Below are 1,474 nucleotides of genomic sequence, written 5' to 3'. Positions count from 1 at the left end.
GGGCGCCATTCATTCGTGATCTGGCCACCGCCTACCAGGCTCGGTGCGTAGGTCGGGTGCCGGACTGGGCGCCGTTGCCGGTGCAGTACGCCGATTACACACTGTGGCAACGAGAATGGCTCGGCGACCTCGACGACCCCACCAGCGAGATCAACACCCAACTCGATTACTGGCGTCAAGCCTTGGCCGGACTGCCCGACCGGCTGCAACTACCTACCGACCGACCGTACCCGGCGGTTGCCGACTATCGGGGCGGCACGGTGGATCTTTCCTTTGATCCTGCGGTTCGTGTGGTGGTCGAGAATCTGGCTCGACGCGAGCGTGTAACGGTGTCGATGGTGCTTCAGGCTGCGCTGACGGGGCTGTTTTTCAAGCTGGGGGCGGGAGAGGATATCGCGATCGGTTCTCCCATCGCTGGACGCACCGATGAGGCGCTGAACGATCTTGTAGGTTTTTTCGTCAATGCTTGGGTACTGCGGGTCTCGGCTCATGCCGACATGTCGTTCCGCGACTTGCTTTCTCAGGTCAGAGACAAGGCGTTGGCGGCTTATGACAATCAGGACATACCGTTTGAGCGTTTGGTCGAACTGCTGAATCCTGACCGCTCTGCGGCACATCAACCGCTGTTCCAGGTGGCGCTGACATTCCAGAACAATGTCGTTCCGAACATTGTTCTGCCCGGAGTCGAGGTAACGCCGGTGCCCCCGCGGTTGGGGGTATCGAGATTCGACCTGTGGTTCAACATTTTCGATGCCATCGACGGCAGCGGATGGGATGGGTACGTCGAGTACTCGGTCGGGCTTTTCGATCGAGCGACAGTCGAATCCTTTGTGGCCCAATTCAAGACGATACTGACCGCTGTCACCGAGGATCCGGACACGCGGGTGGGTTCGGTCGAGTTGCTCGGTGAGGCCGAGCGCCGCGAGTTGGCTGTGTGGGGTGGCCGCGGCGCGGGTGCTGCTCTGGTGTCGGGGGTATCGGTTCCGGAGTTGTTCGCTGTGCAGGTGGCTCGGACGCCGGATGCGGTGGCGGTGGTGTTCGAGGACCGGTCGTGGACCTACCGGGAACTCGATGAGGCGTCGGGCCGGCTGGCCGGTGTGTTGGCCGATGCGGGTGTAAGTGTCGGGGACCTGGTCGGGTTGCTGTTGCCGCGTAGTGAGTTCACGGTGATCGCGGTGTTGGCGGTGTTGAAGGCCGGTGCGGGGTATGTGCCGATCGATGTGGCCTATCCCGATGAGCGGATCCAGTTCATCCTGGCCGACGCCACACCGGTCGCGGTGGTGACCACGGCCGAGTATGTGGACCGGATCGAGGGTCTGGGACGTCTTTCTGGCACCCTGCCTGCGGTGGTTCTCGATGTCGCCGATCCGAGCATCGACGCGCACGCGGTGAGCGTATTGCCTTATCCCACACCACAACACACCGCGTATGTGATTTATACGTCGGGTACGACGGGTGTGCCCAAGGGTGTGGC

1 protein-coding gene is annotated in these 1,474 nt (G+C 62.0%); it reads left to right on the top strand.

The annotated features are described in order from the left end of the window. Positions 1-56: 56 nt before the first annotated feature. Positions 57-1,474 (top strand): condensation domain-containing protein (locus JK358_RS38715; protein WP_201958865.1); only part of this gene is annotated, 1,418 nt, incomplete at its 3' end.

Origin of the sequence: Nocardia acididurans (assembly GCF_016741815.1) — a bacterium.
Lineage (GTDB): Bacteria > Actinomycetota > Actinomycetes > Mycobacteriales > Mycobacteriaceae > Nocardia > Nocardia acididurans.
This window is presented reverse-complemented; position numbering and strand designations above follow the sequence as displayed.